This is a genomic window from Pelagicoccus enzymogenes (assembly GCF_014803405.1).
GTDB classification, from domain to species: domain Bacteria; phylum Verrucomicrobiota; class Verrucomicrobiia; order Opitutales; family Opitutaceae; genus Pelagicoccus; species Pelagicoccus enzymogenes.
Window position 1 is genome coordinate 411,870 of sequence record NZ_JACYFG010000036.1, and the last position, 24,991, is coordinate 436,860.

At 58.2% G+C, this 24,991-nt stretch carries 21 protein-coding genes; 19 read left to right on the plus strand and 2 right to left on the minus strand.

The genetic code is table 11. The annotated features are described in order from the left end of the window. Positions 1-181: 181 nt before the first annotated feature. Positions 182-2,536: a cation:proton antiporter gene (locus IEN85_RS14080; RefSeq protein ID WP_191617722.1), complete on the plus strand. Its 2,355-nt coding sequence runs from the start codon at positions 182-184 to the stop codon at positions 2,534-2,536. A 23-nt stretch (positions 2,537-2,559) separates the two neighbouring features. Here IEN85_RS14080 and IEN85_RS14085 read toward each other — a convergent pair whose 3' ends face one another. Further along, a complete protein-coding gene (locus tag IEN85_RS14085; protein WP_191617723.1) occupies positions 2,560-3,654 on the minus strand; it encodes a hypothetical protein in 1,095 nt (364 codons plus the stop codon). Positions 3,655-3,856: 202 nt separating this feature from the next. Between IEN85_RS14085 and IEN85_RS14090 the strand changes: the two genes are divergently transcribed. Continuing rightward, a complete protein-coding gene (locus IEN85_RS14090) occupies positions 3,857-4,633 on the plus strand; it encodes a ThuA domain-containing protein (protein ID WP_191617724.1) in 777 nt (258 codons plus the stop codon). Positions 4,634-5,019: 386 nt separating this feature from the next. Further along, positions 5,020-6,795 carry a SpoIIE family protein phosphatase gene (locus IEN85_RS14095; RefSeq protein WP_191617725.1) on the plus strand — a complete coding sequence of 592 codons (1,776 nt, stop codon included), beginning with the start codon at positions 5,020-5,022 and terminating at the stop codon, positions 6,793-6,795. A gap of 23 nt (positions 6,796-6,818) precedes the next feature. On the opposite strand, the gene IEN85_RS14100 is transcribed toward IEN85_RS14095, so the two are convergent. Continuing rightward, on the minus strand, positions 6,819-7,256 hold the full coding sequence (locus IEN85_RS14100) for a GatB/YqeY domain-containing protein (RefSeq protein WP_191617726.1): 438 nt from the start codon (positions 7,254-7,256) through the stop codon (positions 6,819-6,821). 145 nt (positions 7,257-7,401) lie between these two features. Here IEN85_RS14100 and IEN85_RS14105 point away from each other — a divergent pair, with 145 nt between their 5' ends. From IEN85_RS14105 to IEN85_RS14180, 16 genes are all read left to right on the plus strand, one after another. Continuing rightward, positions 7,402-7,845, plus strand: a complete 444-nt coding sequence (locus IEN85_RS14105; protein WP_191617727.1) for a thioredoxin family protein — start codon at positions 7,402-7,404, stop codon at positions 7,843-7,845. 100 nt (positions 7,846-7,945) lie between these two features. Further along, on the plus strand, positions 7,946-8,455 hold the full coding sequence (locus IEN85_RS14110) for a GbsR/MarR family transcriptional regulator (protein WP_191617728.1): 510 nt from the start codon (positions 7,946-7,948) through the stop codon (positions 8,453-8,455). 247 nt (positions 8,456-8,702) lie between these two features. Beyond that, a complete protein-coding gene (locus IEN85_RS14115; protein ID WP_191617729.1) occupies positions 8,703-9,083 on the plus strand; it encodes a hypothetical protein in 381 nt (126 codons plus the stop codon). Between the two features lie 79 nt (positions 9,084-9,162). Continuing rightward, positions 9,163-10,134 (plus strand): TIGR01777 family oxidoreductase, encoded by a 972-nt coding sequence (locus IEN85_RS14120; protein ID WP_191617730.1) that lies wholly within the window; start codon positions 9,163-9,165, stop codon positions 10,132-10,134. Positions 10,135-10,680: 546 nt separating this feature from the next. Next, on the plus strand, positions 10,681-11,289 hold the full coding sequence (locus IEN85_RS14125; protein ID WP_191617731.1) for a Pvc16 family protein: 609 nt from the start codon (positions 10,681-10,683) through the stop codon (positions 11,287-11,289). Then, positions 11,279-12,652 carry a hypothetical protein gene (locus IEN85_RS14130; RefSeq protein ID WP_191617732.1) on the plus strand — a complete coding sequence of 458 codons (1,374 nt, stop codon included), beginning with the start codon at positions 11,279-11,281 and terminating at the stop codon, positions 12,650-12,652. The genes IEN85_RS14125 and IEN85_RS14130 overlap by 11 nt, the downstream gene beginning before the upstream one ends. A gap of 23 nt (positions 12,653-12,675) precedes the next feature. Next, the gene (locus tag IEN85_RS14135; protein WP_191617733.1) at positions 12,676-14,724 is read left to right on the plus strand and encodes a phage tail sheath C-terminal domain-containing protein; all 2,049 of its coding nucleotides are present in this window, start codon (positions 12,676-12,678) and stop codon (positions 14,722-14,724) included. Positions 14,725-14,811: 87 nt separating this feature from the next. Further along, complete coding sequence (locus IEN85_RS14140) at positions 14,812-15,249, plus strand: phage tail protein (protein WP_191617734.1); 438 nt, start codon at positions 14,812-14,814, stop codon at positions 15,247-15,249. A 72-nt stretch (positions 15,250-15,321) separates the two neighbouring features. Continuing rightward, positions 15,322-15,765 (plus strand): phage tail protein, encoded by a 444-nt coding sequence (locus IEN85_RS14145; RefSeq protein WP_191617735.1) that lies wholly within the window; start codon positions 15,322-15,324, stop codon positions 15,763-15,765. A 52-nt stretch (positions 15,766-15,817) separates the two neighbouring features. Continuing rightward, positions 15,818-16,000, plus strand: coding sequence for a DUF5908 family protein (locus IEN85_RS14150; protein ID WP_191617736.1), 183 nt, complete (start codon positions 15,818-15,820; stop codon positions 15,998-16,000). A gap of 9 nt (positions 16,001-16,009) precedes the next feature. After that, a complete protein-coding gene (locus IEN85_RS14155; protein ID WP_224772626.1) occupies positions 16,010-16,708 on the plus strand; it encodes a CIS tube protein in 699 nt (232 codons plus the stop codon). Beyond that, positions 16,701-18,452 (plus strand): type VI secretion system tip protein VgrG, encoded by a 1,752-nt coding sequence (vgrG, locus tag IEN85_RS14160; RefSeq protein WP_191617738.1) that lies wholly within the window; start codon positions 16,701-16,703, stop codon positions 18,450-18,452. Before IEN85_RS14155 ends, vgrG begins: the two co-directional genes overlap by 8 nt. A gap of 20 nt (positions 18,453-18,472) precedes the next feature. Continuing rightward, the gene (locus tag IEN85_RS14165) at positions 18,473-18,766 is read left to right on the plus strand and encodes a PAAR domain-containing protein (RefSeq protein WP_191617739.1); all 294 of its coding nucleotides are present in this window, start codon (positions 18,473-18,475) and stop codon (positions 18,764-18,766) included. Positions 18,767-18,786: 20 nt separating this feature from the next. Continuing rightward, positions 18,787-19,203, plus strand: a complete 417-nt coding sequence (locus IEN85_RS14170) for a GPW/gp25 family protein (protein WP_191617740.1) — start codon at positions 18,787-18,789, stop codon at positions 19,201-19,203. Next, positions 19,203-22,334 (plus strand): baseplate J/gp47 family protein, encoded by a 3,132-nt coding sequence (locus IEN85_RS14175; protein ID WP_191617741.1) that lies wholly within the window; start codon positions 19,203-19,205, stop codon positions 22,332-22,334. Before IEN85_RS14170 ends, IEN85_RS14175 begins: the two co-directional genes overlap by 1 nt. Continuing rightward, positions 22,331-24,946, plus strand: a complete 2,616-nt coding sequence (locus IEN85_RS14180; RefSeq protein ID WP_191617742.1) for a hypothetical protein — start codon at positions 22,331-22,333, stop codon at positions 24,944-24,946. Before IEN85_RS14175 ends, IEN85_RS14180 begins: the two co-directional genes overlap by 4 nt. The last annotated feature ends 45 nt before the right edge of the window (positions 24,947-24,991 follow it).

Here is a 24,991-nt window from a genome sequence, read left to right on the forward strand (position 1 = left end):
GCTTCCAGCCCGTCCTCGAGTGGTCCATCGAGCGCCCCTTGACCACAGGCGAGCCACCGCTCGAAGCAAGATCGCCCCGCCAACCCTACTTGGCCTCTTTTTTGCTCTATTGTCGCAAGCAAGGGTTTGCGCCAACATATACTCTCCCTAGGTTAAGCAAGTCGACCCAGACCTCCCATCCATGACACTTATCGAAACCTTCCCTCTCGCCGCCTCCGCCAACGCCTCGCCCATCCTCGCCGACCTCGCTTGGATCATGCTGGGAGCCGCCGTCGCCGCCTTGATCTGCGCCCGCATCAAGCTGCCTCCACTTCTTGGATACCTCTTCGCAGGCTTCTTTCTCGGACCAAACCTCGGCCTGTGGCCGCCTCTTGTAACCCTCTCCAACGTGCAGGACCTGAGCGAACTCGGCGTGGTCTTCCTCATGTTCTACATCGGGCTCGAGTTTAACCTAGAAAAGGTACGCAAGGTTTTCGCGCCCGCTGGCACCGCCCTCGTGCTGCAAACCTTGTTGATGCTCTTTATCGGGCTGCAAGCGAGCGAGTGGCTCGGCCTCTCCACCATGGACGGTTGGTTCCTCGGCGGACTTCTCTCCATCAGCTCCTCCATGGTATCCGTAAAGCTGATGCGCGAGAACGGTTCCTTCAACCGCCAGCATGGCCAACAAGCGGTTGGCATCCTCGTTTTCGAAGATATCCTCGCCATCCTCTTGCTGGTGCTGCTCAACGGTATGGCGGCTTCCGGCTCGTTCGACTACGCCAAGCTGGGAAAAACCGCCTTCTTCATCGGACTCTTCATCGTCGCCGTCTTCCTGATCGGGACCCTTGGATCGAAACGCCTCGTGCGCGTGCTGGAAAAACGCGGCACCACTGAAATGATTACCATGGCCACCCTTGGCCTCATTTTCGGGGTCAGCCTGATCGCCGAACAATTCCAATTCTCCTGGGCTCTGGGCGGCTTCCTCGCCGGAGCCATCCTCCCCACCGCAGGCATCGGCCATCGCATCGAAAGCCTGACCGAACCGCTGCGCGACTTGTTCTGCGCCCTTTTCTTCGTCACCGTCGGCATGCTCATCGAGCCAGCCGCCCTCTGGGAGAACGCACCCGCCATCCTCATCCTCTCCGCCGTAGTGGTCGTGGGCAAGTTCGCCGCCTGCTGGCTCGGGCTGTTCATCGCTGGACAACACGCGGACGTCGCCGGACGCGCCGCCATCATCAAGTCTCAAATCGGAGAATTCAGCTTCGTCATCACCGCGATCGGAGCCAAATACGGCGCGACCAGCCCCGAACTGCAGTCCATCGCTTCCGGCGTCGCCTTCGTCACTATCTTGCTCACCCCCTTCCTCATCAACAGCGAGGGCCCCATCCTGCGAGCCATCGAGCGGGCTGCTCCCAAGGCGCTAAAGGAGTTTACCCAGCTCTACGCCCAATGGCAGGACAATCTGGAACTGTCCTTTAACCGCAGCGTCCTGAATCTGGCTCGCGGACCGCTCATGCGGATCGTCCTCCACTTCCTCATCATCAACGCGATCATCATCGGGGCCGCCATCGTATCCGCCCACGTAGCGAAACCCGACTTCGTCCCCATCAGCGACGAGCACTTCAGCCAAGCGCTCTTCCTCTCGTCCTTGCTGTTTAGTCTGCCCTTCTTCGTCGACACTGTCAGAAACTTCAACGTACTCGTCCTGCTCTTCTCCGACGCGGCCCTCAGCCAAAAGCTCTTCCAGCAATTCTCGAAAGGAGCCTTCCGCAACGTATTCAATGGGTTGATACTTCTGATCCTTCTGTTCGTCTATGGAACGGTATTCCTCATCGTGGCAGCGCCTTTCTTCCCCACCGGCGCCATCTTCTTCGTATTCGTGGGCGCAGCGCTCATTCTGAGCTTCACTTTTTGGAAACGGCTGGTGCACATGCACAACAACTGGGAAATGGCCTTCGTGGAATCGATGGAAAACGAAACTCGCAGCCAAATCGAGAAACGCATCGAGCACAACCTAACCCAATTGCAGAAGGAAAACCCATGGCAGGTGCAAGTCGAAGCGGTCGACATCCTCAAGACCTCCAAATGGACCGGCAAGGAGATCAAGGACATCGATCTGCGCCGCCAGACCGGCACCACCATCGCCGGAATCGAACGCGGCGGCTTCGATCTCACCGACATCCAGCCCTACTCCCGCATCTTTCCCCACGACAAGCTCTTCCTTCTGGGAGAACCTCAACAAATAGCCGCCGCTCGCATCTACTTGAACCAAGAGAAGGAAGGCGACGAAACAGCCCAATCCCCTTTCCGTTTCTCTAAGGAAATCGTTCCGCCCATGAGCACTTGGGACGGTCTGTCCATCAAGGACACTCGGCTCCGCTCCGAACATGGCGTCACCATCGTAGGCATTCAGCGGGCTGGACAACGTATCGTCAGCCCCAGTCCCGACGAGGTCCTCCACGTGGGCGACCTCCTGCTGATGATGGGCTGCGAAGACCGGCTCGCCAAAGTCAATCAGCTCCTTCTACTGGAGGAGGAAAGAGCGAGCGCTAGCTGATGCAGCGAGCGAAGCTGCTCGCTTCAACTGTCAGAAACCGCGACCAGCTCCAAGATCAAGCCTTTGAGCAACTCCATCTCCACGCCGTTCATGGCGGTGATTGTCATTTTCTCGGGACCAACGTAAACCGACCCGACTCGCACCACTTGAGCCTCTTCGTCTATCGGCTCCTGCAAATCTTCTTCGCCTTCCAAGGGCTGTACTGGCGGGCTCGATACAGGCAGCACATGAATGTCGAAGATCGTCTCGCCCAGCGGATCGAAGCCAAATTCCAGCGGATCGACCTCCGAAAAGAAAGGATGCCGCTTCAATGCCTCAATGGCATTGTGCTTGTCGGCATCCAAATAGAAGCTGGCGCGGCACGGATCCTCCGGAGGCATTCCCGCCTCTTCCCCGCCGCCTAACTCGCCCACTCCATCGCGCTCGTCCTGGATGGAAGTGCAAAGGTTCCATACCTCGGGCAACGCTCGCTGCAATGCCTCGTTTACCTGATCCGGCTCCGTATCCAAAAACTCAAGGATCGCATCGATCGCCCCCCCCAAGACATCCGCCGTCCCTACGAAAACGCCCGGTATCACATAAAGGCAATTTTCGTGAACCAAGAAGCGTCCAAACATGAGAGCTCCACGCTCCAGCGGTTCCTGGTCTCCAAAATCGACATACAAGTACTCTTCGCCCGGCTCGAAAACGTTTCGTACCGTATAGTATGGTAGCGACGGATTCGCATCGGTCACTTGCACGAACAACGCTTTGCTCCGTGCCAACTTTTCGAATACGAGACGCGCATCGTTCCTGAGACTCCGTTCCTCCTTGTCCTCCAGCACCTCCTTGACTCTCGGAAACGCCCTGTTGCTAAGAGCTAGATCCAAGATCGTCCACTGCGTTTCGTAGGCAATCAGCGGCAAATCGCGTTCCGGAGCGAAGCGCCGGTCCATGGCGTCGAAACGCCTCGCCCATTCGCTCGGCCCCACCGTCTTCTCCAGCCACCGCGAAGCTGCGGCCAAGCCCTTGCCTACAATCGCGTCAAACGCCTTGGGTGCGTCCGGATTGAAGGGGTTGAAGGGACAGGTCAAAGGGCACATTTGCTCGATCACCCGCTCCGCGACACAGCGTTGCACAGTAATCGACGAGCCTAGAGCGGGACAAAACCTCCGGTCGGGAGTGGAAATAGGAGAAACCATAGCGTTCTCCCAGATCTAGACCTCGCGAACCATAAATCCAGCACCAAAAGCGGGCCCTCCCGAATGCCCTTCTGTAAGAGCGTCGAAATGCGTATTTCCCTTCACACGATGCCGACATTGCAACATAAGACCCTAACCTATGGACATTGGAAAACTTGCTAAAACCCTCACCCTCGCGGCGGCATTTTCTGCGACCTCGTGCTTCGCCCAGCAGTTCAAAGCGCTGCTGTTCACCAAAACCGACGGCTGGCACCACGACTCCATAAACGCCGGAGTCACCGCCATCCAGGACCTCTCCAAACTTCATAACTTCGAAGTCTTCTGGACGGAGGACGCAGGACGCGTGATGAACGACGACTGGCTCAAGAACTACGACGTCGTCATTTTCCTGAACACGACCGGAAACATTCTCAACGACGAGCAACAAGCCGCGTTCGAACGCTACATCCAAGCGGGCGGCGGATTCGCGGGTATCCACAGCGCCTCCGACACGGAATACGAGTGGGAATGGTACACCAACATGGTCGGCCATATGTTCCACATCCACCCTGCCGTTCAAACCGCCGTCATGAACGTCGAAGACCCGAACTTCCCCGGGATGGACCGATTCGCGCCAAGGTTCATCTTCACCGAAGAATGGTACGAATTTGACGCGCCCCGTACCGACGACCTCAACTATCTGCTCAGCGTCGACGAAAAAACCTACAAGCCAGAGGCCAATTGGGGCGCGAAAAAGGGCAAAGGCATGGGCGATTTCCACCCCGTGAGCTGGTACAAGGAATACGATGGAGGCCGCGCCTTCTACACTGCCCTTGGACACATGCCCGCCACCTACAAAGATGCGGATTTCATGCACCACGTCTACGGAGGCATCTACTGGGCCGCTACCGGCAACAGCTTCACCGCCGGAGACTAGGATAGTCCCAAGACTTCAAGCATTCAAGGCTGCCTCCTCCGAGGCAGCCTTCTTCTTTTACGCTCTAGCTAACGCAAAAGAGTCCGCATGTCCGTATTCACCCTACAGATACACGAAGAAGAACATCCGCAATTATGCCAAGATTCCATCCACAAACGATAAGCGTCCACGCCCACTGCAAACGGACGGAAAGCTTGCCACAGCAAGCCGAAGCCCCGAGTAACGAGTCGCATTTTCGGAGAGCGAGGCGCGCGCAAACCGTTCGGAACAGTAATTGTCACCGCTTTGTCGATACGGAAAACCTTATTTTTACAGCAACGGATTTCTCATTTTTTGACATATCGCTTCTTGGCAAGCCATCCCAGCTGCGTAGATTACCCCCCTAAATGACTCCGGATTCGGACAATCCAACTTTTCCCAAGTCGCTCGCCGCCACTTTTTTAGGGACCTCCCCTTCCGCCCCTCCCGAGCAAGAAGGCAGCTATAGCCCTGCCCAACTCAAGGAAGCCCTCGAAGCGGCATTCCAAGCCGGCACCGAACACGGGAAACGCCAGAAGAAGCAAACTGCCGACCCTGACATGCTTTTCTGGCAATTGATGGACAATCTGCCCGACAACGTCTATTTCAAGGACACCCGCAGCCGATTCACCTGCGTCAACAGAGCGCAAGCCCGCTTTCTCGGCCTGGAAGACCCTAACGACGCCATCGGCATGTCCGATTTCGACTACTTTCCCGAAAATTTGGCCAATGTGCAATTCCAGGAGGAACAGGAGATAATCGCCACCGGCAAGGGCTACAGCCTGCACGAAGAGAAACACCTCAAGGACGACCGCTTGGAGCGCTTCATCATTTCAAGCAAGCTGCCGCTAAGGGACCCAGACGGCAACATTTGCGGAACCTTCGGCATCTCCCGCGACGTCACCAATCGCTATCTCGCCGAACGCGAAGTGAAACGCCAACGCAACCTCCTCAAAGCCATCATCGACATCCTCCCCTGCCGCATCTTCGTGAGGGACCTAGAGGACCGCTTCGTTCTGGCCAACCAAACCTACAAGACCGCCCTCGGCATCAAGTCCTCCCAAGACCTCATAGGCCATACCCTCGCGGAATTCAGCGACGAGGAACGTGTCGCCAAAATCCGAAACGAGGATCGCCGCGTTCGCGAAGAAGGGATCCCCATACTCAACCAGGTCGATTTCGACCTGAGCGTGTTCAAGAAAGACAGCTGGATCGTTACCTCCAAAGTTCCACTACGCGGGAGAGACGGCGCCATCGAGGGAATCGTAGGCATGACCTACGACATCACAGAGCAGAAGAAAGCCGAAGAGGAAGCTCGCTCGCTTTCCGAGGAACTGCGCGGCAAAAACGCGCAATTCGAAGCTGAACTCCTCGTCGCTCGCCAATTGCAAGAGACCTTGATGTCAATCGGCTTCGACGCCCAGCGCCACTACTCGAAGTCCGGGTCGAAGTGGACGCTCAGCTCCAGCTACTTCTACAAACCGAGCCACCACTTGGCGGGCGACTTCTTCGACCTCATTCAAATCTCTGACAGCAAAGTCGGAATCCTCGTCTGCGACGTCATGGGCCACGGCGTGAAGGCCGCTCTCGTCACCATGCTGCTACGCGGACTTATTTCAGAATTCGCAGATATATTGGACCAGCCGGGTAAAGTCCTAGGGCAGCTCAACAAGCGGCTTTGCTCCCTCGCCGAAGACCAGGAATTTCCTCGTTTCACCACCGCAGTCTACCTGATCCTCGACCTCGAAACTGGGGAAGCGCGGGTCGCCAACGCAGGACACCCCGGCCCACTTTGGAAAACCCAGAACGCATCTGGACAAGAGGTCTTCGAACCGTGCCCCTCCGGTGAAATCGGCCCCGCCCTCGGACTGATCCCTGAACAAGAATTCCGCCGCCACGAGTTTACCTGCAGCGCAACCACCGAGTTTCTCCTCTACACCGACGGAATCATCGAGCAGAAGGACGCCATGGGCAACGAGTTCGGTATCCAAAAGCTCGAAGAAATCCTTCTCAACAACCACGGAGACGACCTCGCCGAACAACTCAAGACCATCCGCTCCGCCTTGCGCCTCACTGCCGGCACCGAGGAGTTCGACGACGATATCTGCATCGTCGCCGTGAAAATGGAACCGATCATCGCCTAGCGAGGACCTGTCGGTCGCATCCCTTAACCGAGAACCTTCTTCACTTCGCTCGAAGCTAGCTTCATGTCCAGCGCCGGACCGATGTCCGCCTTCAGCTTAGCCATGACGGCTCCCATGTCGCGCATGGAAGAAGCGCCTGTCGCTTCCACCGCATCCGCCACCAGCTTGGGGTAGGCATCCGCGTCAAGCTTCTCAGGAAGCAGAGCCTCCAACAGCTCCGCCCGCTCGTTGATCTCGGCCGCCTTGTCTTCACGGCCCGCCTTGGCGAAGGCCGCAGCTGACTCTGCGAACTTGCCCGCTTCCTTCTCAACCACAGCCAAGACTTTCGCTTCGGAAAAGTCTTCGTTGGCTCTCACTTCGCCCTCCTGAATCGCCGCCAGCGCGGCGCCGTAGGCCTCGGTCGCAGCAGCGTCGCGAGCAATACGGGCTTTCTGATGAAGTTGCTTGAGCTTGTCTTTCATTTCGCCGCCATTGTCAGAGCCCAATCCCTCTTGGCAATGGTTATCTTTCGCCTCCTAAATTACCTGTATCAGCCCAAAAGCGATGGTTTCCCTCGCAACTCAGCCCGCATTACGTTCGTATTTCCCCTAGCAACCTCCTCTCAGCATGCCCGAAAAAAAGACCTCATGGATTAAATACGCGATCGTAGCCGCCGTCCTCGTGGCCGCCTACTTCATCTACGTGGAAGTGCAAACCCGCTTGGGCGAGAGGGTGCTCGCAGAGATGCAGCTCCAACGGAATAGCCTGCCAGAAGCCTTCGGCAAGGCAAAGGCGGAGAACAAGCTGGTGCTGGCAGACCTGTCCGCCATCTGGTGCCCCACTTGCCGCAGCCTCGACAAAAAAATCTTCTCCAACCCCGTCGTACAAAAGAAGATAGAAGAGAAATACGTCTTCGCTCGCATCGAGTACGAGTCGGAAGAAGGAAAGCGCTTTCAGGAAACCTACGATACCCGCGTCTTCCCCACTTTGCTCGTCCTCGATCCTGACGGCAAGAAGCTGGACGAGCTCCCCGTTACCACCGATCCAGAAACGTTTATCCAATTCCTCTAGCCGCCGAGAGAGAACACCCCGGAAAAGCCCCGCCCGCTTCATAACCTCGAATCCTGGCTTGACAGATTTTATTTTCAGTATTTTCTGAAATTTAAATCAAATGAGCGAACTCGCGGAAATAAAGGACAACTTCGTAACCCAGTGGGGAGCGCTGGGCAGCCAATGGGGGATCAACCGCACCATGGCCATGATCCATGCCCTGCTCCTGGTTTCGCCCAAGCCGCTCACCACTGACGAGATCATGGCCGAGCTTTCGATCAGCCGCGGCAACGCGAACACCAACCTGCGCGACCTCGTGAGCTGGGGCCTCATCCGCCAAGTCATTCTCAAAGGCGAACGCAAGGATCACTACGAGGCCGAGAAAGACACTTGGAAAATCTTCTGCATCGTGGCCCGGGAGCGCAAGCGCCGCGAAACCGAACCTGCTAGCCAAGTGCTCAAAGACTGCATCGACCGGTCCAAAGACTTGAAGTCCGCAGAGGCCAAGGAACTGCACAAGCAACTCACCTCCCTCAACGACTTCGTCACCCTCGCGAACACCATTATGGAAAAAGTCGCTTCCAGGGAGCAAAGCGCCCTGCTGCCGAAAATCCTCAAGGTCCTCAGCTAACCCAACAAAATTTCACCATCCCGCAGGCCCGTCCAGACAAGCCCTTGTCGGAGCCTGTGGCACATAGGTCGCCCCTGCTTCCAAGCGACGGCCCAGAAAACGCAACGTTCCGCGTCAATACATACGAGAAACGCTCCCAGAGCTCTAACTCTCAAGCCGACCGCCCGATACCAGCCCGATTAACGGCCTCCTTTATTTTCATTTTTTCCTGAAACTTCCAATAGTTTAATCCTAAATCGAAAACGTCATGAACTACACGCTCATCGCCACCCTCGCCTACCTAACCGCCGCCATCGGCATGACCTACTACGTGGGACGCACTTTGCGCATCCACGGACGTCCCTTCCTGGAAGAAGCGTTCCAAGACAAGCCGGAGTTAGCCGACGCCATCAACGTCTTGCTGAACACGGGCTTCTACCTGCTCAACTTCGGAATCATCGGAGCCAGCCTCAAGTACGCGCTCGAAGCGAAAACCTTCGTGGAGGCGATCAACGTGGCAGGCTACCGGCTCGGTCTCGAGCTGCTCACCATCGGAGTCATCCACTTCTTCAACATGCGCATGATCAACAAGGTTCGCAAAGGAGAACCCAAACATCGCCCTGCGCCAAAAACGGAAGCCCTCGCCTAGGCATCCTCCCATACCGAACAGACTAGAGCGAGGCAAGCAGCCCCCCGCTTGCCTCGCGCCACCTCATTCCATAGCCGCCATGAAAAAGCTCGTTATCGCCGGAGGCACTGGCTTTCTCGGACAAGCCCTCGCCCGCCACTTCACACGCAAGAACTGGGAAGTCGTCATTCTCACGCGAAACACGCAGGCGCCCACGCTTGCAGGACGCCTCGTCGCGTGGGATGGCAAAACGCTTGGACCATGGGTTCAAGAGCTCGAGAAGGCCCAGGCCCTCGTAAATCTCAGCGGCAAATCTGTCGACTGCCGCTACCACCCGCGAAACCGCCGCGAAATCCGGGAGAGCCGGCTAGCGCCCACCCGCGTATTGAGCGAAGCACTACAAAACGCCAAGGCTCCGCCCTCCGTTTGGCTCAACGCCGCCAGCGCCACTATCTACCGCCACAGTCTCGACACCCCAATGGCAGAGGAAGATGGCGAAATCGGAAACGGGTTCTCTGTCGAGGTATGCCAGGCTTGGGAAAAAGCCCTTTTCGAAGCCCCGCTTCCCGGCATTCGCCGCATCGCCCTGCGCACGAGCATGGTGCTCGGGCACGCTAAAAACAGCGTCTACCCCATTCTCGCTCGCATTGCCCGTTGCGGTCTCGGCGGAAAGCTTAGCACCGGCGAACAAATGGTGAGCTGGATCCACGTCACCGACTTTGTGCGAGCGATAGAGTTCGCCATCGAGGACGAAGACCTGCAAGGCCCACTGAACATCACCGCTCCCGCTCCGGTTCGTAACTGCGTATTCATGAAAACCCTACGTGAAACATTAGGCATACCCTTTGGACTGGACCACTACAAGCCACTTCTAGAGGTCGCGGCCTGGATCCTACGCACCGAGACCGAACTCACCCTTAAAAGCCGCTTCGCCGTACCCGCCAAACTCCTGCAACACCGATTCGTTTTCTACTACCCCTTTGTTGACGAGGCCCTCAGCGACCTGGCGATGCATAGGAATCGAACCGCCTCCCCGTTCGATCCTCACTTGCTGGAGCTGCAAAAGCCCTGAACTGGGCAAAACCACAAGCCCGCAAAGGGCTCGCCTGGATTGCGACCTCGCCCTTGCGAACTTATCGAGTCTCTCCGCAGCGACAGACTCCGCAGAAACAGTTCAGCGCTGCAGCGCGCCAACAAACACCCCAAGGCTAAAAATCTACGGGACTTCTCGTATCCGTTCTTTGACGACAAGGGTTGCGCGGACCTCCAAGCTGTGCGCCAATTTTTGGATACGTAATCGATTTCACCTACAATCAATGTAAACGCACCCTTAGTTTACATTTTTTTATCAATTCAAGTTGACGGTGACTAGCTGAGAAACAGCATCGAACTCGAGATTTAGAGAACGCAACCCTTGCGGGTTCCTCCAAATCACCAAGCTCCAATCCACTCTCTTTAAAACAGAAAAGCTGCCCTCGCTTCCTCACCCCAAACCACTCTTACTCCTTGACCTGCAAAACCTTGGACAAGAAGAAAGAGTTCCGTAACCAAGGAACGGGACGAACGACGGTCCAGCGCCTCTCCATTCTCCTGCCAGTCAAGTTTTGTAGTGTCATTGATGATACACGATTCCCTCCAACTGATCGTCAACGAACTGAATGCTGCTCTCAAAGGCAACAATTCCGAAGACCCTGTGTTCCTCGGCAATATTGCCCAAGTCGAAAGCGGCACAGCAGAAGCCGAAAAACAAGTTGTCCTCAGCCTCGTGAATGTGGAGGAGGAATCCTCGCTCAAGAACGGACCGCATCACCGCATCAAGGACGGAAAAGTCGTCTACGAAAATCGTCCCGTCCACCTCTCCCTCTATCTGCTCTTCAGCACCAACCACAAAAACTACGCCACCGCCCTCAAGCGCCTGGAGGCGATCATCACCTTTCTCCAAGGCAAGAACGTATTCACCGCCCGGGCCGCCCCTGACCTGCAAAAGCTCTCTCGCACTCCCGAGGAGCTAGCGGGCTTCCGCATGACCCTGGAACTCTTCTCCCTTTCTTTCGAGCAGATCAACCACCTCTGGGGTTCGCTCGGCGGCAAACAGGTCCCCTTCATCCTCTATCGCGCTCGCCTCGTCAGCCTCACCGCCGACGAAATCCAACGCAGCGGCCCGCCAATCACCCACATCTCCGTCGACGCGGCAGATACCCTCGCGACCTCCGCCCATGCCCTTTGAGATCGCCTACCGCCCTCTGCTCGCAGCGAAAATCGAGCACGACTACTTCAGAGACTTGGGAAACAAGGAGTTCGAATCGCTTCCCCTCGACCTGCAAAACCTCCAACGTTCCAAGTATCAGCTATCTGACTACATAAGCATTCTCCCCACCTCGGAGACCGCCGCTCTCTTGCAGCGCCACCGCTGCCGCATCCATCCCAGTTCCGATCAACTGCTGATCCTTGCTTCAACCACCGAAGAAAACGGCAAGCACCGCCCCGAACGCCCCCTGCCCGATCAAGCGACGCTTTACTTCACCGTTCACCTTCGCTCCACCGCCTTCCTTTCCCAAGCCAACGTCCCCGAAATAGGCCAAGGCCAAGGGCTTTTCTTCAGCAATCGATTCGAGCACGATTCCTCCAGCCGCCTGCATCTCACGCAGCCCCTCGCCGCCTTCGACGCAGCTGCGAGCTACCAGGCAGGCGACCTCGTCCTGGACAGCGCCAACGCCCCTACTCAACTTTTCGAAGCCAAGACCAAACTCACCCCGGCCGCGAATCCGGATGCAGCCAACTGGCTAAGACTCCCTGCCCCGCCTTACCAAAACGGCGCTTCCTACAAAACGGGCGACCGGATTCTCCGCGCCGGTAGATGCTACGAAGCCAAAAGCGACGGACAGCACCCCGTCCCTCCTGACAACGCTTGGACGGAACTCTACACGCCGACACTAAACGAAGGCGTCAGCGCCGCCGATCGCGTCAACTTCCGCCCAAGCCAGTTCACTGTTTCGCTCGCTTCTGCCCCTACATCCACCTTCGCCACCGCAACCCTGAAACATCAGAGCAACGCGGTTGCCTGGGAAAAATCATTTTTCAACCCGCACGGGGAAGCCCTGCAGACGCTCGCCATCGACGCCAGCGGTCTCGCTCCCGATTTCTACACCCTCGAGGTCAAGCTCGGCGACGGCTCCACACTCCCCGGGCATCCACTCTCCTTTTTCCTTCTGCCCGCATCGCTGGCAACCGCCCCCTTCGCCCTCATCGAAATCCAAAACCGCGCCGCCGGCTCTTCGCACGCCCTCGTCGACGCACAAGGTCACCTGCAAAGCCCCACATTCTACATCCGCTTTCGCAAACGGCACGCCTACTGGCGGTATCTGTTCCATGGAGACACCAGCGATTACCCGCCCAGCGACACCGGACCGCTCGTTCAAGAGGATCCGCAAGACGCCACCCGCTTTGTAACCACCGAGCCACTACCGCTCACCACCGCCCCCTTCTCTCTCGGTTCCTTCGACGACAGCTCGATCACTCTACCCGCCCCCGCTGCCCAGGTCATCCGCGAAGCCGACCGGGTCGTCAGCCAAACTTTCATTCACGTTTAATCTAACCAAAAACCGCATCGCTCATGGCCTCATCCTATAAAACACCCGGCGTCTACGTTGAAGAGATCTCCCTCTTTCCACCCTCTGTCGCTCAAGTAGAAACCGCCGTCCCCGCCTTCATCGGCTACACCGCAGAGCACAAGCGCCGCGGTTCCGACCTCAAACTGGTCCCCACAAAGATCCGCTCCCTCGCCGAATACGAAGAGGCCTTCGGCAAAGCCCCGCAAACTTCCGTCACCTCGGTCGACCTCGACAGCGAAAACAACGTCGTCGCCGCCAAGCTCAACAACGCCTTCATCAACTACGACGCCATCCGCCTCTTCTTCGCCAACGGCGGCTCGAAGTGCTACATCATCTCCATCGGCAAATTTCCCGCTACCACCGGCGACGCGAACTCCGCCGACTTCCACAAAGGCCTCGCCGCACTGGAAAAGGAGGACGAGCCCACCCTCATCCTATTCCCCGACGCCATCCACCTCAGCGCCGACAAGATGATCGGACTCCAGCAAGCCGCCCTCGAGCAAGCCGCCAAGCTGGGCGACCGCTTCTGTATCCTCGACACACGGCCACAAGAACGAGACGGCAACGGACAAGTCACCGTCGACTTCATCGAGAAGGTGGAAGCCTTCCGCAATGCCATCGGCGTCAGGAACCTCAAGTACGGCGCCGCTTACGGCCCCTACCTTAAAACCAACCTCGAGAAGACCTTCAGCTACCGAGACATCAAAGGTAAGATCACCCGCGGCGGCTCAGCCGTCGGCCTCAAGGCACTCTCCGCGGACTCCACCATTACGAAGTCCATCGAGATTCTCGACCTCGCCGTCAAGGACGTCGACGAGCTCAATACCCTCCTGCCCGGCGGACTCCCCGCCCTCGAAACCGCTTATCTCGAAAAGGAAAACGACTTCAAGACCAAGATCAACGATCCCGGCGCCAACATCGGTCCCCAGCAGACCGCTTACAAGAACCTGCTGCTGAACGTATTCGACATCCTCAAAACCAAGGCCGAGGTCATCTCCAAAAACACCGGCGGAAAATTCGCGGCTGGTGTCGTCGATGCCAAAGGTAAGCCGATCCGCACCATCATCGACGACCTCAAAGCCTCCATCGGTGCCGACGCCCCGGGAGCCTTGTATTCAGCGGCCAATACACTGCTCGCCCTCGCTACCCACGGAGCTCGCACCGGAGCTGACCTGAGCGGCCTCAAGAAAACCGACCTCGCCACCGATTGGGGAGCCTTCGTCGATGGAGCGGCCGACGACTATTACGCGACCGATCCCGGCCCGCTCAACGGTGACGACAAAACAAACGCCCTACGTGCCAACATGAAGGAAGGCGCCGCCCTCGCCGCCGCAGCCTTCAAAGGCATCTACGCAGAAATGGGCAACCTCCTCGACACCGCGCGCGGCTACGAAAGCACCTACGAAAACGCCCTCGTCGCCATTTTCCCAATACTGAAAAACATCATCGACCGTACCAAGAACACTGTCACCGAACAGCCTCCATCAGGAGCTATCGCTGGCGTGTACTCCAGCGTCGACGCCACTCGCGGCGTTCACAAAGCGCCCGCCAACGTCAGCCTCAACAGCGTCGTCGGCGTAGCCATGCAAGTCACCCACGAACAGCAACAAGACCTCAACGTCGACGTGGTCGCGGGCAAATCCATCAACGTCATTCGTCCCTTCACCGGAAAAGGCATCCTCGTCTGGGGCGCTCGCACCCTCGCCGGCAACGACAACGAATGGCGCTACGTCTCCGTGCGCCGCTTCTTCAACATGGTCGAGGAATCGACCAAGAAGGCCAGCGAGCAATTCGTCTTCGAACCCAACGACGCCAACACCTGGACCAAGGTCAAGGCCATGATCGAGAACTTCCTCATCAACCAATGGCGAGCCGGCGCCCTCGCCGGTTCCACTCCCGAGCAAGCCTTCTTCGTCAACGTCGGCCTCGGCAAAACCATGACCGCCCAAGACGTCCTGGAAGGAAAGATGATCGTCGAGATCGGCATGGCTGCCGTCCGCCCCGCCGAGTTCATCATCCTCCGCTTCTCCCACAAGATGCAGGAAGCGTAGCGTAACCAAACCTCAATTACACAAACTAAACTTCGTGTCCCCTTCGTGCCCTTCGTGGGCAAAAAAAACACAACACCACTCACACTCATGACAGAATATCCACTGACCAAATTCCACTTCGTCGTCGCCTGGGGCGGCTCTCGCATCGGCTTCACCGAAGTATCCGGACTCGAAGCTGAGACCGAGCTCATCGAATACCGCGAAGGCTCCAGCGCCGAGTATTCGAAGATCAAGATGCCCGGCATGCAAAAGTACGCCAACATCACCCTCAAGCGCGGAACCTTCCTCGGCGACAACGACTTCTTCGAATGGTGGAAGACCACTCGTATCCTCGGCAAGCCCGAGCGACGCGACCTCATCATCAGCCTGCTCAACGAAGAGCACGCCCCCGTCATGAACTGGAAAGTCAAAAACGCCTTCCCCACCAAAGTGCAAGCCACCGACCTCAAAGCGGACGGCAGCGAAGTCGCCATCGAAACCCTCGAGCTCGCCCACGAAGGCATCGAGATGGAAGCCATCGCCTAACCTTGTAGGAAGCGGCCTTGCGCCGCGATTTTAATCGCCACATCCGCCCTTTCCCCCACCCAAACCTAGCCTATGAATCGCTTCGGTTTTCTAGGAGCTTTCCACTTCCGCGTTGAATTCCTCGGTCTCGGTGGTGACTCTGTGGATACACGCTTCCAGTCCGTCTCCGGTCTGAGCTCGTCCATCGAAACAGACTCCCTGCGCGAAGGCGGGGAGAACCGTTTCGAACACGCCCTGCCCAGCCGTACCTCCTACAGCGACCTGGTGCTCAAGCGTGGCTTCGTCACCTCCTCCGCCCTGCTCGACTGGTTTTCCAGCGCCATGCAAACCCTCGAGATCTACCCCAAGGACTTGAACGTCGTGCTTCTCAACGAAAAGCACGAGCCCGCCATGACTTGGAAAGTCACGCACGCCTGGCCCAAGAAATGGGCCATCGGCGACCTCGACGCCGAAACCAGCGCCATCGCCATCGAAACCCTAGAACTCGGCTACCACGACTTCCGCCTCGAAAAGTAACAACCTGTAGGGCTGGCGCTCGCGCCACGCCGCAAAGCCCCCCCCTCCCTCCATGACCATCGAAATCCGCCAGCTCATCATCCGCGCCTCGCTCACCGACGAGCCCAAGGACAAAGGCCCGCAAACCGGTGCCGAGGCCCGCGGCGGCGGCAACAAGAACAATCAAAAGGCCGAGATTGTTCGCGAAGCCGTCGAGCAAGTCATGCAAATCCTAAGGGAGGAAAAGGAACGCTAAGCCATGGGAATGGGCAAACTAGAGAAGATGGAGATCACCGCGTTCAGCGACGCGGAATTCTCCCAGCCCGTACCGGATGGACGCTTCGTCACCCAGGTCAACCCGGAGAAGGTAAGCCTCAAGTACGAGATCGAAATCCCGGAAGACCAAGCCCAAGGCACCTCCGGCTCCGAAGCTCGCTTTGGTAAGATTAAGCCTCAGGAACTGAGCTTCGAATTCATGTTCGATAGCACCGGAGCCATTCCCAATCCCGACGGCTCCTCGCCCATCAACGACGACGGCGTCTACGAGAAGGTGAAGCATTTCATGTCGGTGGTTTACGAATACAACGGCGAGGAACACAAACCCAACAACGTGCAAATCGCCTGGGGCCGCCTCCTCTTCAAGTGCGTCCTCAAAACCGTCAATATCGACTACCGTCTCTTCCGCCCTGATGGCACTCCCCTGCGAGCCGTCGCCAGCGCCAGTTTCCAAGGCTCCGTCGAGGAACGCCTCCGTACCGCCATCGAAGCCCCCGCTTCGCCTGACATCACCCACACTCGCACCGTGCGCGACGGCGAAACGCTCCAGCAGCTCGTCACTGAGGTGTATGGACATCCCAAATACACCGTTGCGGTCGCTCAAGCGAACCGCCTGCCAAACTTCCGACGACTCGCCACCGGACAAATCCTTCACCTGCCGCCCATCGTAGGCACCAAGAATGCCTAACCCCCGCATCATCCCTTCTCCCGCCGCTAAGGACGTTGTCACTTCTACTATCAAGGTGAACGGCAACGCCCTCTCACGCACTTTCGAGGTCGCAGCAATCAGCGTGGTGAAAAACATCGGCCGCATCCCTTTTGCCCGCATCGAGCTCTACGACGGCGATCCCGCCTCGGAAACCTTCCCCGCATGCGACGACCCTACTCTCGACCCTGGCGGCGAGATCGAAATCACCGCCGGCTACCGTTCCAACGAAACCCCTATTTTTAAGGGCATCCTCACCAGCCATTCCATTCGTCTCCGCTCGAGCGGCCGCTCGCTGCTCACCCTCGTTTGCCGTCACCCGCTCTATCAAGCCAGCCTCACCCGCCGCTCCCGTTCCTTCCAGGACTTCACCGACTCCGACGCCATCTCGGAAATACTCGGCTCCTACAACGTATCCATAGAAACAGACGCCACCGAAGTCACCCACGAAAGCCTCTTCCAATACCACTGCACCGATTGGGATTTCTGTGTCGCCCGCGCCCATGCCAATAGCCGCCTGCTCATTCCCACCGACGAAGGAGCGAGCCTCAAAACTCTCGACGCCGGCCAAGAGCCTTCCCTGCAACTCCAGTACGGCGCCACTCTCCTGGAACTCGACGTCGAGCTCGATATCCGCAGCCAGCCCACCGAAGCAACCGCTACCTCCTGGGATCCCGCCTCGCAAGAAATCCTGGAGTCCACCGCTTCCGAGCCGTCCCTGCCGAGCGCCGGAAACCAGAACGCCGACAGCCTTGCCGCACTACACGGTCAATCCCAGCACTTCCACCACGCCGGAGCTGTCACCCAAGAAGAGCTCGACGCCTTCGCCAGCGGCCAGCTTCTCCTGCAACGCCTCGGAGCCCGCGTGGGACGCGCCCGATGCATGGGCATCGCCGAGCCCCTCCCCGGCCAACTCGTCGACATCGCCGGCATCTCCGATCGCTTCAGCGGCAGCTACCTCATCTCCGGCGTCCGCCATACTCTCAGCCAAGGAACCTGGTACACCGATCTGCAAATCGGAATGCTACCTGAAAAAGCTGCCGCGAACGCCCGCACCGAAGCCGCCGCCCCCTTCGCCTCCTCCATGCTACCCCACGCCTCCGGCCTGCACATCGGAATCGTGGAAGCCTTGGAAGGCGACCCGCAAAGCGAATTCCGTATCCAAGTAAAACTGCCTACCCAAGGCGAAGACGCCGCTCCCTATTGGGCTCGCCTCGCTTCCATCGACGCCGGTGAATCCCGCGGCGCATTCCTGTATCCTGAAATTGGCGACGAAGTCGTGGTCGCCTTCTTCGACCACGATCCTCGTCATCCGCTCGTCCTAGGAAGCCTCTACAGCAGTGCCCGTCCCGCCCCGCTCGAACCTTCCGACGACAACCACGAAAAAGGCTTTTTCTCCCGCTCGGAAATGAAGCTGCTTTTCAACGACGATCTCGTGTCCGCTACCCTCGAAACACCCAACGGCAACATCCTTCAGCTCAGCGAGGACGAAGGCGCCATCCTCATCGAAGACGAAAACGGCAACAAAATCACCCTCAACGCCGACGGCATCGAGCTCTCCAGCGCTGCCGACCTAAACCTCAGCGCCAGCGGCGACATCAACATCGAAGGCACCAACGTCACCCTTAAAGCCAACGCCCAATTCACCGCCGAAGGCGCCTCCGCCGCCGAGCTCAAAGCCTCCGGCAACACCACCATCAAAGGCGCCCTCGTCCAAATCAACTAAGCCCCTTCAACCCTTCCGCCATGCCTCCTGCCGCCCGTATTACCGACACCCACGTTTGCCCCATGGTTGATCCCTCTTCCGGCGTTCCCCATGTCGGCGGCCCTATCCTGCCACCCGGCGAAGCCACCGTGCTCATCGCTGGCATGCCCGCCGCCAAGATGGGCGACTCCTGTATTTGCGTGGGCCCTACCTCCAGCATCATCGCCGGATCTTCCACCGTTATGATTGGCGGATCGCCTGCCGCCCGCATGGGCGACTCCACCGCCCACGGAGGAACCATAGTATCCGGAGCCCCGACCGTCATCATTAACTAGCCAAAAATTCTCGAATCGAAATGCCTGACCAAAACTTGCCTGCCTTCATCGGAACCGGCTGGGCCTTCCCGCCCGACTTCCTCATGGGCAGCCATACCGTTCGTATGAGCGACGGCGTGGAAGACATCGAGCAAAGCCTCCGCATCCTCCTTTCCACCCTTCCCGGCGAACGCGCCATGCGTCCCGACTACGGCTGCGACCTAACGCCCCTGCTCTTCGAGCCCCTCACCACCACCTTGCGAACCGTCACGGAAGACCGCGTCAAAACCTCCATCTACCTCCACGAACCCCGCATCGAACCGCTCCGCGTCGCCGTCTCGATGGCCGACGCCAACGCGGGCATGCTGCTTATCAGCGTCGACTATCGTATCCGCTCCAACAATACACGGCACAACTACGTCTTCGATTTTTACCAATCGGAAGGCACTGAAACCTGATGAGTTCCCTCGACTCTCAAACCATTCCTGCCTCTTCCGGCACCAGCCAAAGCGAACGCATCATTCCCGCTCTCGATCCTCGCTCCGCTCCGCTCGACGGACGCAGCGAGGCCCAACTCGCTTCATTCGCCCAAGCATTCGCTTCCCAGCTTGCCTTCTGGACATCCGATAAGACCTTTGCCCCCAACGTCGACTGGGCCCAGTTCTTCCCCGACCTCAGTCCCAGCAACTTGCCCGACGCTCTCCAACGCGCCGGCCGCGAACCGCAAGTCGCCCTCTTCCTCGCTTTCCTCAAACTCTACCGCCACGCCCAAAGCGAGCTCAACGCCCTCACCGCCCGCCACCTCGACTTCCAATATCGCGAAGTTCTCCGCCTAACCCCCAACTCTGCCCAGCCCGACCACGCGCACCTCGTCCTGCAGCCAAAGAAAAACGCCAACTCCATCGTCGTTCCCGCTGACACCGAATTTTCGGCCAAACCGGACCTTATCTACACTGCCGACATTAACTCGGTCATCCAACCGGTCAGCCTCAACGCCCTGCGTTCCCTCACGATTTCCCCTTCCAGCCCCGTCCCGCAACACGCAGCCATCGCCGATTCGCTCGACGGGCTCGGCGAACCGCTACCCGAAGAGCAGCCCAGCTGGCACCCATTCGGATACGAACGCGAGCTTCCCCCCGCCCGCCATGGTTTCGCAATTTCCTCCCCTATGCTCGTCCTCCGCGAGGGGACTCGAGTCGTGACCCTCACTCTCGACATCCAGTTAACCGATACCACTCCTTCCGAATCCGAAGCGAAAAGCTTCTTCGAAACTCACGTATCCGTCGAATTCAGCGGCGAGGAGGAATGGCTGCTCGCAAGCGATGTTTCGCTTGAGTCGTATCAACTCACTGGTGACAGCGTTACCCTCGCCCTCAGTTGCACGCTCGACGCCGACTCCGACCCCGTCGTCCCCTTCGATCCTAATGCTCTAGAAGGCGGCTTCGATACGGTGGCTCCCGTCATGAAGCTCTCCGTCGAAGCCAATGCGGACGTCGGAACCGCCACCGCTTTCAGCGAATGCGCCGTGAGCGGCATCAAACTCAAAACCCTCGTCTCTGGCATGCGAGACGTCACCCTGGAAAACGACCACGGACGGCTCGATCCCAGCAAGCCCTTCCTTCCCTTCGGACCGACTCCAAAACGCGATTCCTCCTTCTACATCGGCACCGAGGAAGCCCGCCACAAACCGGTCACCGACGCCACCTTGAGCATCACCTGGAAAGACGTGCCCTCGTCGCTCTCTGCTCACTACGATGCCTATAAGTCCCGCAGCAGCAAGATCGTATCCAACAATCACTACTTCACCGCAAAGCTACAGATCCTTCGCCAAGGCGTATTCAAAAACCTGAGCGACGAAAACGAGAAGCTCTTTGATTCCAGCGACGCCAGCAAAACCGTCACTATCTCTTCAGCTGACGATCAGCTGCAAGTCGCCGCCTTCGGCTTCAAGCTCTTCACAAACCGCTTCTCCCGCACCGTCCGTCGCGGTCAAATCAAGCTCCCTTACCGCAACCTCTCCCTCGCCAAACCGCTTAGCCCGCTACGCGTTTCCCCAGCTCTTGCTTTCAAGGCCCAACTCAAAGTCCCTCGCTTCAAAACCATCCGCGCCCTGCGCCCCAATACGCGAAACGGATTTCTTCGCCTCCAGCTCAACCAAAGCTTCCTCCACAGTCGCTACGCGAACCTGCTAGCCAATACCCTCATTTTCAACGCCAACGAAAAGGACAGTACCAAGCACAAGGACCTGCCCAATCCTCCCTACACCCCGGAAATCTCCGACTTCTCCCTCGGTTACACTGCAGAAACCGAATCCGTCGATCCTCGCCAAAGCGACGCTGCCAGCTTCGAAAATCGAGACATTCGCCTTTACCATCTCGGCGCCTTCGGGCAACGAGAAGCCCACGCCCACCTCGGAGCCGAGCAACCGCTCTCCTTGCTCCCAAGCCGCGACTTCCAAGGCCAGCTCATCATCGGCATCGACAAGTTGGAAGCCAAACAGAGCATAAGTATCCTCGTGCAAGTCGAAGACGGCAGCGCCCATCCCGACGCCAGCCGCGCTGAAATCCAATGGAGCGCGCTCGCATCCAATCAATGGATACCCGTTTCCAAGGACGATCTGCTTTTCGATTCCACCCATGGCTTCCAGACCTCCGGTATCGTGCAACTCATCGTACCTGCCGCAGCCAATACCCAAAACACCTGGCTCGAACCGGGCACCCTTTGGCTCAAAGCCGAGGTCAAAGACAACCGAGACGGCGTTTGTCGCCTGCGCGACGTACAGCTCAACGCCATCCCCGTCACTCTCAAGCAGCCCCTTTCAGCTTCGCACCTCAGCACCAGTCTGCCCGCAGAAACCATCGATACCAACGTAACACCCCTCCGCGGTCTGAAGGAAGTACAGCAACCCTTCGATTCCTTTGGGGGTGCTGGTCCCGAGAGCGATTCCTCCTTCCGCCGCCGCAGCAGCGAACGCCTTCGCCATCGCGGTCGGGCCGTCACCGCCTGGGACTTCGAACGACTCGTGCTTCAGGCCTTCCCCAAGATCTATCGCGCCCAGTGCCTGCCGCACACCAACACCTCCCTCGAAAATGAGCCCGGAGCCGTCACCCTGGTCGTGCTTCCCGATACCCGCGGCATGGATGCCGCCGCCTCGTTGCAGCCAAAAGTCGACGCCGCAACCCTCGCCTCCATCAACGATTTCCTCGAGTCGCTCTCCAGCCCTTTCGCACAAGCCCAAGCCATCAATCCGAGCTACGAAGCGCTATCCCTCAAGTTCAAGGTCGGATTCCGCAAAGTGTATCCGTTCCCCACTTACAAACGGTTGCTCAACGAAGCATTGCTCAAACACCTCGCCCCTTGGTCCAGCAATGCAGACACCATACCCGACTTCAGCGGCTTCATCTACCGCAGCGCCCTGATCGCCTTCGTCGACGACCTCGAGTACGTCGACTACGTGAGCGAGTTCCAGCTTCTCCACCCGCTTCTCAATCCCAACAACTCCCAGAGCAACCAGGCCATCACCGCTTCCAAGCCTGGCGCCCTCCTGACTTCCGTCGCCCAGCACGACATCGAAGACGCCAACTCATGAGCAACGCCACCGCCATCGACAAGAGCCTGTCTCCTCCCACAGCCCTCGACTACGAGCAGCTGCGGGCGGAAGGCATGCGCTACTTGGAGAAGACTATCAGCGCCGTCTGGACCGACTTCAATGCCCACGACCCCGGCATCACCCTGCTCGAACTCCTCTGCTTCGGCATCACCGATATCGCCTACCGCACCAGCTTCGAGGACAAGGATCTCTTCGCCCCAAATCCTCAGGGTCCAAGCGACGAAGCGCCCTTCTTTACCGCTCGCGAGGTGCTCACCTGCGGCCCCGTCACCGCCAACGACTACCGCCGTCTTATCCTCGACCGTTTTGTAGGCAAGATTCGCAACGCTTGGGTCGAACCCGTCAGCCAAACCCTCTACGCCGACACCGCCAAGCGCATCCTTTCGCAAAAGCAGAACGCTGACACCATCGCCTTTCCCATTCGCGGCTTGCACCGGATCCGGCTACAATTCGACAACGCCCTCGCCGGCGACGACAAAAAGAGCGAACGCGACGCCGTCACCGCTGAAGTCGAACGACTCTACCACCAACACCGCAATCTTGGGGAGGATCTCGCAAGTATTTCCTCAACGGATACGACTCCGATCCGCGTCTGCGCCGATATAAAACTCGCCCCAGATGCCGACATCGAACTCGTCCACGCCACACTCGTCCACGCCCTGCAAGCCTTCCTCAATCCCCGCATCCCACGCTACCGACTAAACGAGCTAGTGGAAAAAGGCCTCGCCTCCGAGGAGATTTTCAATGGTCCTGCCCTACAGCACGGCTTCATCCTCGAAGACGATCTCGAACGCAGCACCTCCGTATCCAAAGTCCGGGCATCCGATTTGATCGCCGTCATGCTCCGCGTCCCGGGAGTCATCGCCATTCCGAAGTTGCTGCTCAACTACGCTGGCCTCTCCGAAGACTCCAACGAGTGGGAGCTCGCCATACCTGAAAATCGCGAACCCGTTCTCCAATTCGAGGAAGCCCGGCTCCGCTTCTACAAAGACCTTATCCCTTTCCGTCCCAATAAGGAGCGCAGCCTCAACCTGCTCGCAAAACTCGACCAAGCAGACGCCGACGCGATTTCCAGCCTGCAAGCAGAAGATTTCGAAATCCCCGCTGGCCAATGGCGTGACCTCTCGGAATTCACCACCTTGCAGGAAAGCTTACCCGCCACCTACGGCGTCGGCTCACGTGGCACCGGACGCGATCCCGCACCGCAAAGCATCGCCCGGGCTCGCCAGCTCAAAGCCTACTTACTGGTATTCGACCAAATCCTCTCCAACACGCTCGGCCAACTCACCCACCTGCAAGAGCTCTTCTCCCACAACCGCACCGTTCGCCAATCGCTTTTCTCCAATCCCGTCAGCGATCTTCCGGACCTCGAGCGACTCCTCCAACCCACCGCTGGCCAAAGCGACCTCTCCGCCCAAGAAATTAAGGACGCCTATACCGCAATCATGCAGGGCAGCCTGCAGGAAGAAGCCTTCGAAACCTCCCAGCGTTCCAAGTTGCTCGATCACCTGCTCGCCCGATTTGGCGAAGCCTTTTCCGACCACGTGCTCATGCGCTACAGCGCTGTTGGCCCACAATCTCTCCAAGAGGTGCTCACTGGAAAAGCGCAATTCCTCAGCGAGCTTCCCCGCATCGCCTCGCGCCGCGGCGCTGGCCACGACATCCGGAACGCGGACGAAGTTTGGGACACGGCAAACGTATCCGGATTTAAACAACGGCTGGAGCGCATCCTCGGCTTCCCCAGCTTCAAGCGCCGTTCCCTTTCTGACGTCACCTTCGATCTCTACGAAGAAAAAGACGACGACGACAAATCAGAGATCCGCTTCCGCATCGTCGACCGCAAGGCGAAGTCCAAGAAGACCATCCTGTCAGGAACTACCAAATACAAGGACAAGACCGAGGCGACCGTCGCCATGAAAAAGGCGATTCACCTTGGACTCAATCCCGCCAACTACGAAATGCGGCTCACTAAGGACGATCGTTTCTATTTGGTAATCGTCGACCGAGACGTAGAACCGGTCGACGTCGTCGCCATGCGCAAGCAGTACTTCAAGACGGAGGCCGAAGCTCTCGAAGCTCAGCTCTCGATCGCAGATCTTCTGGCAGACCGCTACAGCGAAGAAGGCTCCTTCGTTGTCGAACACATCCTCTTCCGTCCCCAAGCTCCGAACTGGCCCTTGCTCCCAGCGCCTTGCGAAGCCATTCCCACTCGCCCCCATAGCTGGGATCCTTATTCCCATCAGGTGCACATCGTACTGCCGGGTTGGGGAGCAAGGCTATCCGAGCCCGACTTTCGCAACTTCGTTGAACAAACGATCCGCCGCGAGCTGCCCGCCCACCTAGTAGCCCGCGTTTGTTTCGTTGGTCGCCAAGAAATGGGCGCCTTCGAAAATGCCTACCGCGGCTGGCTAACAGCCCTTGCGAAAAACGAAAACCTTCCCGCACGCCTCGGACCTTTGCTCAAGAGCATCGACGCCCTTTTCACCATCTACCCGGAAGGCACCTTGCACGACTGCGTGGAGGACGGCGACGAAACCAATCCCGTCATCCTAAACCGCACCCACCTCGGATCCATCGATACCGAGCAATAGCTTCAGCGCCCGCCACTATTACGCTTCAACCTTAACGTATCACCA

Coding starts and splice junctions, on each gene's coding strand:
- IEN85_RS14170 (WP_191617740.1), top strand. CDS start 18,787: ATGCCTGACCAAAACTTGCCTGCCTTCATCGGAACCGGCTGGGCCTTC.
- IEN85_RS14095 (WP_191617725.1), top strand. CDS start 5,020: ATGACTCCGGATTCGGACAATCCAACTTTTCCCAAGTCGCTCGCCGCC.
- IEN85_RS14100 (WP_191617726.1), bottom strand. CDS start 7,256: ATGAAAGACAAGCTCAAGCAACTTCATCAGAAAGCCCGTATTGCTCGC.
- IEN85_RS14145 (WP_191617735.1), top strand. CDS start 15,322: ATGAATCGCTTCGGTTTTCTAGGAGCTTTCCACTTCCGCGTTGAATTC.
- IEN85_RS14120 (WP_191617730.1), top strand. CDS start 9,163: ATGAAAAAGCTCGTTATCGCCGGAGGCACTGGCTTTCTCGGACAAGCC.
- IEN85_RS14125 (WP_191617731.1), top strand. CDS start 10,681: ATGATACACGATTCCCTCCAACTGATCGTCAACGAACTGAATGCTGCT.
- IEN85_RS14090 (WP_191617724.1), top strand. CDS start 3,857: ATGGACATTGGAAAACTTGCTAAAACCCTCACCCTCGCGGCGGCATTT.
- IEN85_RS14115 (WP_191617729.1), top strand. CDS start 8,703: ATGAACTACACGCTCATCGCCACCCTCGCCTACCTAACCGCCGCCATC.
- IEN85_RS14110 (WP_191617728.1), top strand. CDS start 7,946: ATGAGCGAACTCGCGGAAATAAAGGACAACTTCGTAACCCAGTGGGGA.
- IEN85_RS14175 (WP_191617741.1), top strand. CDS start 19,203: ATGAGTTCCCTCGACTCTCAAACCATTCCTGCCTCTTCCGGCACCAGC.
- IEN85_RS14150 (WP_191617736.1), top strand. CDS start 15,818: ATGACCATCGAAATCCGCCAGCTCATCATCCGCGCCTCGCTCACCGAC.
- IEN85_RS14105 (WP_191617727.1), top strand. CDS start 7,402: ATGCCCGAAAAAAAGACCTCATGGATTAAATACGCGATCGTAGCCGCC.
- IEN85_RS14080 (WP_191617722.1), top strand. CDS start 182: ATGACACTTATCGAAACCTTCCCTCTCGCCGCCTCCGCCAACGCCTCG.
- IEN85_RS14155 (WP_224772626.1), top strand. CDS start 16,010: ATGGGCAAACTAGAGAAGATGGAGATCACCGCGTTCAGCGACGCGGAA.
- IEN85_RS14130 (WP_191617732.1), top strand. CDS start 11,279: ATGCCCTTTGAGATCGCCTACCGCCCTCTGCTCGCAGCGAAAATCGAG.
- IEN85_RS14140 (WP_191617734.1), top strand. CDS start 14,812: ATGACAGAATATCCACTGACCAAATTCCACTTCGTCGTCGCCTGGGGC.
- IEN85_RS14180 (WP_191617742.1), top strand. CDS start 22,331: ATGAGCAACGCCACCGCCATCGACAAGAGCCTGTCTCCTCCCACAGCC.
- IEN85_RS14135 (WP_191617733.1), top strand. CDS start 12,676: ATGGCCTCATCCTATAAAACACCCGGCGTCTACGTTGAAGAGATCTCC.
- IEN85_RS14165 (WP_191617739.1), top strand. CDS start 18,473: ATGCCTCCTGCCGCCCGTATTACCGACACCCACGTTTGCCCCATGGTT.
- vgrG (WP_191617738.1), top strand. CDS start 16,701: ATGCCTAACCCCCGCATCATCCCTTCTCCCGCCGCTAAGGACGTTGTC.